The sequence below is a fragment of the Bacillus sp. K2I17 genome (assembly GCF_002209985.1).
In the GTDB taxonomy this organism is placed as follows: domain Bacteria; phylum Bacillota; class Bacilli; order Bacillales; family Bacillaceae_G; genus Bacillus_A; species Bacillus_A wiedmannii.
The window spans coordinates 43,766-53,338 of record NZ_NJGF01000030.1 but is presented as its reverse complement, the minus strand read 5'-3'; the positions used below and the strand labels follow the sequence as shown (position 1 = coordinate 53,338).

Annotated in this window: 8 protein-coding genes; 6 read left to right on the top strand and 2 right to left on the bottom strand. The window is 31.3% G+C overall.

Annotated features, from left to right (window positions below):
* The first annotated feature begins 96 nt into the window (after positions 1–96).
* Positions 97–273 (top strand): stage II sporulation protein SB, encoded by a 177-nt coding sequence (gene spoIISB / locus CER22_RS33205; protein ID WP_046959435.1) that lies wholly within the window; start codon positions 97–99, stop codon positions 271–273.
* 18 nt (positions 274–291) lie between these two features.
* Here the strand turns inward: spoIISB and CER22_RS24345 are convergent, their stop codons facing one another.
* Positions 292–681, bottom strand: coding sequence for a YxeA family protein (locus tag CER22_RS24345; protein WP_060488821.1), 390 nt, complete (start codon positions 679–681; stop codon positions 292–294).
* Between the two features lie 216 nt (positions 682–897).
* Between CER22_RS24345 and pepD the strand changes: the two genes are divergently transcribed.
* Positions 898–2,367, top strand: coding sequence for a beta-Ala-His dipeptidase (gene pepD, locus CER22_RS24340; protein WP_088609782.1), 1,470 nt, complete (start codon positions 898–900; stop codon positions 2,365–2,367).
* A 585-nt stretch (positions 2,368–2,952) separates the two neighbouring features.
* On the opposite strand, the gene CER22_RS24335 is transcribed toward pepD, so the two are convergent.
* Complete coding sequence (locus CER22_RS24335) at positions 2,953–3,423, bottom strand: DUF5065 family protein (RefSeq protein WP_088609781.1); 471 nt, start codon at positions 3,421–3,423, stop codon at positions 2,953–2,955.
* Positions 3,424–3,876: 453 nt separating this feature from the next.
* Here CER22_RS24335 and CER22_RS24330 point away from each other — a divergent pair, with 453 nt between their 5' ends.
* The 4 genes from CER22_RS24330 to CER22_RS24310 all read left to right on the top strand — a co-directional run bounded on the left by CER22_RS24330 (position 3,877) and on the right by CER22_RS24310 (position 9,569).
* Positions 3,877–4,536, top strand: coding sequence for a CatB-related O-acetyltransferase (locus tag CER22_RS24330; RefSeq protein WP_088609780.1), 660 nt, complete (start codon positions 3,877–3,879; stop codon positions 4,534–4,536).
* A gap of 466 nt (positions 4,537–5,002) precedes the next feature.
* On the top strand, positions 5,003–6,328 hold the full coding sequence (locus tag CER22_RS24320; protein ID WP_088609779.1) for a D-alanyl-D-alanine carboxypeptidase family protein: 1,326 nt from the start codon (positions 5,003–5,005) through the stop codon (positions 6,326–6,328).
* 311 nt (positions 6,329–6,639) lie between these two features.
* The gene (locus tag CER22_RS24315; RefSeq protein ID WP_088609778.1) at positions 6,640–7,230 is read left to right on the top strand and encodes an SGNH/GDSL hydrolase family protein; all 591 of its coding nucleotides are present in this window, start codon (positions 6,640–6,642) and stop codon (positions 7,228–7,230) included.
* A 1,085-nt stretch (positions 7,231–8,315) separates the two neighbouring features.
* Positions 8,316–9,569, top strand: a complete 1,254-nt coding sequence (locus tag CER22_RS24310; protein ID WP_088609777.1) for an MFS transporter — start codon at positions 8,316–8,318, stop codon at positions 9,567–9,569.
* The last annotated feature ends 4 nt before the right edge of the window (positions 9,570–9,573 follow it).

Sequence of the window (9,573 nt, the reverse complement as noted above, 5' to 3'; positions counted from 1 at the left end):
GAAGAATTAAAAAGAAAATGATACTTGTACATGCTGCGTACATTTGCGATATAATATAAATAGAAGATTGTATCTTTTTGAAAAGGGGGAGAAGAGATGGCTGAAATAAATGTACAAAAGTCTTCATTTTTTAAAGAAAAAAAAGAAGAACCAAATACAGATTTCTCTCTTGTGAAAGGTGCATTAACAGAAAATATAAATCGTTTAGAGAAACTGATGAATAATAGCGGTTCAAAATATATACGAGTGAAAAAAACAAAAGAAAATGCATAGTGCATTTTCTTTTGTTTTTTATTTAGCATTTAACTTTTCTTTTACTTTTGCAGGTAAGTCAGCTTCCTGAACCTCTTCATATGACTTCACTTCAATTGATGATATTTCATTTTTACTCTTATCATCTTGATCTACATAAAGACATAAAAATGCATTTTCATTTAATTTATGTTCGTTTGATGCTTTCTTACTTCTAAATGTAATTTGTTTTTTTACTCCGTCTTCGTCATAAGCAGGCAGTGTGTAGTTTCTTAAGTTTTTACCTTCAACTTTTTCGATAGTTCCTTCGCCTTGTATCTGTACGTAATATACATCTTTACCAATGCGATTTAATGATGCTCTTTCACATCCAATAGTAAAACTAGAAAATAATAAACATAGTGTAATAATCGCTAAAAACCTTTTCATTTTCTTTATCTCCTTCAATTTGTTTCTTTACACAGTATACGGCTATTATGAAATGAGAAAAATCGATTTAGATTACAACCCCCTTACAATGTTGTAAGAGTGTTGTCCATAAAATGAACAATATATTAAAAAGTTAAAAGAAAGGTAAAATAATGAATCATGGTATAATGATAAAAGACTTACATATTATTTTGTCATTTTGAGAGGAGCTTAAAAATGTATTCTACTTTAGAACAATTAACAAAGCACCCTGTATTTTATCATTTTGCAGAAATTTCAAAGATTCCTAGAGGATCGGGTAATGAAAAAGAAATTAGTGATTATTTAGTGGGCTTTGCAAAAGAGCGTAACTTAGAAGTGATTCAAGATGAAGCAATGAATGTCATTATTAAAAAAGACGCAACTGCTGGCTATGAAAATGTACCAGCTATTATCATTCAAGGTCATATGGATATGGTATGTGAAAAAAATCAAGCAACCGTACATGATTTTGAAAAAGATCCAATTGAATTACGAATCATTGGGGACATGTTATATGCAAATCAAACGACTTTAGGTGCTGATAATGGTATTGCAGTTGCGTATGCATTAGCTCTATTAGATGCAAAAGACATTCCGCATCCAGCACTTGAAGTAGTTATTACTACTGAAGAAGAAACGACAATGGGCGGAGCTTTCGCTGTTGATGCAAATCACTTTGAAGGAAAGATTTTTATAAATATCGATTCTGAAGAAGATCATAAATTACTTGTAAGTAGCGCAGGTGGTGCGAAAGCTGTAGAAACAATTCCAGTAATATGGGATGAAGCGCCAGTGAATACGGATGCATACCGTCTATATGTTGGTGGTTTAAAAGGCGGACATTCTGGTATGGAAATTGATAAACAACGTGGTAATGCGAACAAAGTATTAGGACGAGTATTACGTGATTTATTAGCAAATATTCAATTTGAAATAAGTGAAGTTCACGGCGGATTAAAAACAAATGCAATTCCGCGTGAAAGTGTAGCTACAATTGTATTACGTACAGAAGATGTAGAGAAAGTGGAAGAAAAACTAGAATCTTGGACAAGAGTATTACAAGAAGAAATGCGTGCTGTTGATCCAGATGTTCATGTTACACTTACAAAATTGGATGAAAAAGTAGAAAAAGTATTTGCTAAAGAGACACAAAAGCAACTTATTTCATCATTATTCTTAATTCCAAACGGCATTCAAAGTATGAGCTTGGATATTAAAGGTCTAGTAGAAAGTTCAACAAATTTAGGCGTTATTGAAACGTTGCAAGATGAAATTAAATTACGTAACGAAGTGAGAAGTTCTGTAAGTAGTTTAAAACGACATGTTGCAGATGAGATTAAATGTATCGCCGAATTAGTTGGTGCAACATTTGAAATAGAGTCAGAGTATCCAGAATGGCCATACAATCCGAACTCACAAATTCGTAATTTGTTTGAAAAAGTGCATCAAGAAAAATATAATAAAGAGATTGAAATCTTTGCAGTGCATGCAGGTATTGAATGTAGTGTATTCGTTCAAAAGATGCCTGAATTAGATGCAATTTCATTCGGTCCAGATATATTCAATGTTCACACTCCAGATGAACATATTAGTATTTCTTCTGTTGTGAATAACTGGGGGTTCTTCATTGATGTAATGAAAGGTACGAAGGAATTGGCTAAATAATAGTAATGAAATGAAAAGTAGCCTATAAAACTTTATAGGCTACTTTTTGTATAGCGTTTTATTAGAAATTCATTTTTACGTTAGTATTTAATTCTTGCTTTTATTTCTAGAGGATATTGTACCAAAGGCTGCTCCAGTTATTGCTCCGATTAAAGTCATAAAAATTGCACCCCATGCTGCAAATGACATCTTTACACCTCCAAATAATCAATTATTGTTTCTTAGACTTTTGAATAGAAATGCTAATTGCAACAACTATTAAGAAAATAAGAGGAGACCAAGAATAGAAAGACATGTAATATTCTCCTTCCAATACTAATTTTAAATATTTTTATAAACAAATTATCGCATTTTTAAAGAGTGAACAAATAAAATATGCACTATTGCATATTCTATTTGTAGAACTTAAAGAACTCGAAATAGTTATTGAATAAAAATGCAAATTTATAAAGAGAGTAAGCATTTTTTTAACCTTAAAAAGGGCAAATAATCAAAAAGCTCCTCTATCTTATATAAGGTAGAGGAGCTTTTAAAATGGTTTTTGTCCAATAAAAATAGTATCAAATATTTTTTGATGAGATTTAATTATTTTGAGATTTTAAAGCTGCCTCCATAATAATAATTTTCTCCAAGTTTCATAACAGCTACATATGTTCCAGGATTATAAGCCTTAGTAATAGGTGTTACAAATCTACCATAATTATGTTTCAAACCCGAGTCATAAATGGTTTTATATCTATGCAAGTTTATTTCATCATTTTCATTTCCACTCAATTGATATATTTTTACAATACCAGTATCTTTACCACCAGTAAATATAGTAACATCGAATGTATCTCCATGTTTTAAGTCACCAACTGCTAACTCTTCTATAAAATCTGCATTATGATGTAATAAAAAATAGCTTTGCCACTGCCAATTATCTAAAAATCGTGATTCTTTTTGTGTAAGTTGAGATTCAGCAGACACAGGTGGGAGTGTAGCAATTGTATTCGAAAATAAAAATCCTCCAACAGTTAATGCACCAATAATTGTTGATTGCCTTAAAAGTTTCATGTTCTAAACCTCCTATTTACTTAAGGATTCAGAAATCGTTTTTGTGAAAAACTAGCTGTGAAATCTAATGGATGATAATATCTTCTATAATCATATTAACATTTATTGATTTATCAGACAAATTAAAATGTAATAGGACTATATCGAGGAAGTTACGGCTAATACAGGAAAGAAGTTAGATGTATAGTTAAGAAATCTTTATCATATGTAATTGGGATTTGTTATTTGAAAACTCGATTGTTTTAATGTTAAATTTCAATTCACACTCTAAGTTTCATTACATAATTTTACAATTTGACTTATGTAATTTATCACGTTATGATTTTTTTATTATAAAAGAAAGGCTTGAATATAATGATTCGTCGTTTGAGAAAGCTAAAAAATGTAGCAGTCGTATTAAGCTTCTAAGTAAATTACAAAGATCTACAATACTTAGAAGCGAGGAATAAAGTTATGAAGCATCCATTATATAATCATTGGTCAGAAACGAAGTATTTAAAAGATATAGTAACAAATCCACTCATTGAGGTAGGAGAGTACTCCTATTATTCAGGTTATTATGGTCATCAAAATTTTGAAGATGGCTGTGTAAGGTATTTGTGGGGAGATGCTAAGTCCCGAACACTTTTCAATCCAATTGAACAGATGGGATGGCATCTTGATAAACTCATTATTGGGAATTATGTTTGTATTGCTAGTGGAGTAGTCATTTTAATGGGCGGTAATCATAATCATCACGCAGAATGGATTACAGTATATCCATTCGCTGAGCAAATTGAACATTCATATGAACCGAAGGGTGATACAGTCATTAAAAGTGATGCTTGGATTGGAATGAATGCTATTATTATGCCTGGCGTTACAATCGGTGAAGGTGCAATCGTTGCAGCAGGATCTGTCGTAAGTAAAGATGTTCCGCCGTATACAATAGTTGGTGGAAATCCTGCTAAGGAAATAAAGAAGCGGTTCACTGATACAGAAATGAATCTGCTGATGGAAATGCGTTGGTTTGATTGGAATAGAGAATTAGTTGAGAAGGCAATGCCTATATTATCTAGCTCATCTATTAAACTATTATATGATTTTTATAAAAAGGAAGTAAAAAATAGATAGGTCTGTGAAATAAACTACATTCTATATAGGATGTAGTTTTTTATTATAAAAAATTAATAGTCTAGACTAAGGAAAATTCATCTCTAGTATGAGTATAGCAAATAGCTGAATTAAATAATTAAAATCCTTGATAGCTAATAAACGAATGTTTAGCTGCCAGTGTGCCCCGATATTTAATCAGGACACACTGGTTTTATTTTTTGTAAATACGGAACAAATGTATTACTTATATTGTCTATTAAGTGTAATCCTAAAAAATATGAAAGTGCGAATCATTTTGAAAAATACAAAGGTGTTAAAAGTGTGGGTACTAAGTGTCAGTCTGTCTAAAAGGGTGGGATGAGATGTTCTATATGAAAGTGGTCCTAATGTCTTATATTTAGAATTTGATAACGTTGTCTATTTTTTGAAGGATTATGTTAAAATAACGTTTTTTTTGAGTACAAAGATACTGGAGGTAACAGAAGTGAAAGATATGTTTTGCAAGAGATTTATTGTAATAATAACAGTGCTTACACTATTTTGTAGCATAGTTGTTACATCTGGAAGAGCGACAGCGGAAACAGTTCCTGCCATAGACGTAGAAGCAGGATCAGCAATTTTAGTAGAAGCAAATTCCGGAAAAATTTTATATGAAAAAAATGCAGATGAATTATTAGCAATTGCTAGTATGTCAAAAATGATGAGTGAATATTTAGTTCATGAAGCGGTGGAGAAAGGAAAACTTAAATGGGATCAAAAAGTTAAAATCTCTGAATATGCATATAAGATTTCGCAAGATCGATCATTATCAAACGTTCCGTTAGAAAATGGTGGCTCTTATACGGTCAAAGAGTTATATGAGGCAATGGCAATTTACTCTGCAAACGGTGCGACAATTGCTTTAGCTGAAGAGATTGCTGGAAAAGAAGTCAATTTCGTAAAAATGATGGATGATAAGTCAAAAGAGTTTGGAATGAAAAATTATAAATTTGTAAACTCTACAGGTTTAACAAACCAAGATTTAAAAGGACATCACCCAGAAGGGACAACTCCAGACGAGAAAAATAAAATGTCTGCAAAAGATTGTGCAATTTTAGCGCAACGTCTTATTCAAGATTTCCCGAAAATATTAGATACAGCAAAAATCCCTAAAAAAACATTCCAACAGGGTGGTAAGTATCCAATTGATATGGTGAACTTTAATTCGATGTTAAAAGGTCTAATTAAGGAATACGAAGGTGTAGATGGTTTGAAAACAGGAACTACTCCAGAAGCCGGTGATTGTTTCACTGGTACAGTAGAAAGAAACGGTATGCGTCTAATATCTGTAGTGATAAAAGCAAACTCTCATACAGCACGTTTTGATGAAACAAAGAAATTATATGATTATGGATTTGCGAATTTCAAAGTGAAGAAGCTCTATGAAAAAGATTCAGTAGTAAACGGGCATGAAACAGTGAGAGTAGCAAATGCAAAAGACAAAGATGTAGTAGTTCAAACGAAGCAAGCTATTTCACTTCCAATGCTAAAGAGCAACAAAGACGTATATAAAGAGGAATTTAAAGTATTGAATGAAGAACAAGAAGCACCTATTAAAAAAGGTGTAACAATTAGTAAAATGATTATCTCGCCTAAAGATAGTACAGATCCTGGGTTCTTATCAGGTAAATCATTACAAGTAGACCTTGTAACAAAATCTGATATAGAACAAGCGAATTGGTTTACACGTTTTATGCGTAACATAGGATCTTTTTTTAGCGGTATGTGGGATAGTACGGTTGATATAGTAAAAGCTAATTTTATAGTTTGAAACAAACAGTTTCAAAGTATTATAGATTTTTATGTGGACGGCTTGGAATTAAAGATTGCATTGATTTACAAATTTGGTCCTCCGGAATTTTTGGTATTGCTATCAAGCTAAAATAAGTTTGTATCCATATAATCAAAAAACGCTATTCTTTTTGTATGGATTTTTCGATTTAAAGGGTTCTGATGCAAGGATAGTTTAATAAAGTTACACATGATAAAAATATTAAATATTCCATTAAATCACAATGAAAATAGATATACGCTGTAAACTATTATATAGTGTAGATATGAATACAAAAAGGGGGACTACATATGTGGAAGCGATTTGTATCGATTGGTGATAGTTTTACAGAGGGCATAGGGGATGAAGTTGAGGGAATAGAATTAAAAAGCTGGGTAGATCATTTTGTTCAACTCTGTGTAAACGATATAGAATATGCTAATTTTGCAAAGCGTGGGTTAGTAACTAAAGAAATTCGCTCACAGCAATTGGAAAAGGCATTAACGTTTAATCCAGATTTGGTTAGTATAATTGCAGGTGCAAACGATGTTTTAAAAGGACGTTGGGATCATCAAGCATATAAGAACGATATGGAATTTATGATAGATACATTAAGTAAAACAGATGCTGATATTATTATTGCAAGCCTTCCAGATTTTACAGTTCGGCTTCCTTTTTCTTCTGAAAAAAAACAAGTGTTAAAAGAACAATTATTAGAGGCAAATGAAATTATACTTTCATTGAGTAGAGAGTATAAGCTTCATCATGTTGATTTTTGGAATCATCATTTAGTAAATGATAATACGCTTTGGTCTACGGATTTGATTCATCCAAACTCAAAAGGATATGTAAAAGTTGCTGAATTGATTTTTAGTAGTTTGCCTGTACAGAAGACAAAATAATTGTTTGCAATTTAACAAATATGATATTAATTGCATTAAGCTATGTTTTTTAATAAATGGAAAGAACTAAAAATTTAGCAAATAAAGTGTATCTACGATATATTTCTACAGTAGTGCACAAATGCAGTATCACAAGAAAAGATCACCTACGGAAATAGGTGATCTTTAAACATTCTTATACCTAAATTAATATATTATATTACTAAATAAATTCGTACTACATAAAAATTAAGTTCTTTTATAGAAAAACTGATGTTACATTACCTTAAAATATATTCATAACAATATTATATAATAACATAGTCAAATCATATTTTGGGGATTTATCCCGATTGCGTATAATGTGTAATTTTTTTGAAGCAGTAATGTCCAATAAGTTAAGTAGGTAGTAAATGTAAAAAAATCAATACTATATATTATTCAATCTTTGTTATGAGTGCATTAGTAATTGTTAGTATTATATTTTTAATATCTATTTTAGTTATTGGAATTAATTTGAATAGAAAATATGTAGGATAGGGAAAGGTACATATACTTTATTGTATATGTACCTTTTTATTTAGTAGGATTTATAGTCTCTATAAACTATTATGTTAATAAAATTAAAAAACTTAATTCTTAATATTCTTATGGTTAAAGCTATCTATAAAATGAAAATATAACTAAATAATAGTTTGTTATGATTTGTGGATTTGGTTTTTTATCCGAATTTTCTGATTCAAATATTTCAACTTTATGAATATAGTAGGTGAAATATTTGTGTGATAGTATTTGAGATAGAAAAAAGCCAATTTTAAAAAGGATGTGAATTGAATGTGCAACAACTGTAAATGGTTATATTAAGTTAATGTTTAACTGTTTTTAGTGTAAGGTAAAGGTCTATTTTGTAACAGTTGATATAAAGACAAAGAAATAGGTGTACTCAAATTTATCTGACTATTTAAAATACGCTGAACCTTGAGATTAGTCTAGGTTTTGACGAAGTTAAATTCTAGGTGAAATCTTTATAATGATTAATTAGGTTTAATAAAGGGGTAACTTATACGCAAAAGCGTTTATATTAGTAACCTAAGGAGCTTGCTTTTATGAAAACTATTGATTCAAAAGGCCTATTAGGAAATAGGGTTTATTTACAAGTTTTCTCTGCCTATTCATTGCTTATGCTTGGTGTTTTTATTGATATGTTAGCGATTATGACTATAGTTGGGTTTGAATGGGAAGTAGATCCTACTATGATTGGATTGATTCCTGTTGCATATGCACTTCCAGGAATTATTTTTGGCTCATGGGCGGGTGTTATTGCAGATCGTTTTAGAAAAATTCCAATTATGATGTTCTGTAATCTAATGGTTGGTCTAATAACGATTGCTCTTTTATTTGTACAAGATATCCACTGGCTCTTAGTGGCATTAATGATTCGTTCCATTTTTATTGTTTTCTATTATCCTGCACAGCAAACACTAACAAGACAGATTGTCTCCCCGGATTTGCTTACTAAAGCAGTAAGTATCAACGGAATAGTAGAGCAGGGTACCAAGATAGTAGGCCCACTTATAGGGGGCATGTTGCTGAGCTGGTTTCAACCAGAGTTCTGCCTCATTATAAGAGCTATAAGTTGTTTATTAGCTACCTTAGTTCTGATACCCACAATAAAATTTAAAGAAACTATATCGAAAGAATTTGTTGAAAAGCAAAAACAAAGTACCTGGACCGCTTGGGTACAAGGGTGGGGTTATGTGTTATCTAATCGGATAATATTATCAACTATGATTTTTGTTACAATAGCCGTGGCAGTATTACAATTAGTAGACTCACAATTCCCAACTTTATTTAAGAGCTTATTCCCACATGATAAAAGTAAAATGGGATATATCATTTCTATTATTGGTCTTGGCGGAATACTTGGTGCATTACTAACTCAGAAATTAAAACAATTTCAATATGGCTGGGTAGTATGTGGAGGTATGGTTTTAATGGGAATTGGTTTTGGGGGGATTGGTTTGATAACGCCCGGTACGGTCTTCGTTTTGGCCTATTTAATTAGTTTTATCGCTGGTATTGGAAGTGGGCTGATGCTTGTATCTAATCAAGTCATTTTACAAATAGAATCGGATCAAGATCAAGTAGGAAGAGTATTTGGTATTCAAAGCAGTTTAACAAACGCAGTTTTAATTATTTCTCCTGCTATGAGTGGCCCATTAGTGCATTTGTTCGGAGTAACTCAACTTTATGTTTATGGAGGGATTGGGCTTGTTATCATTGGAGTAATTGGAGTTTCACTGCAGAAATATTTATGGGCTAAACATAAACACGAACCTATAAGAGCAAATAATTTTTGAAGGG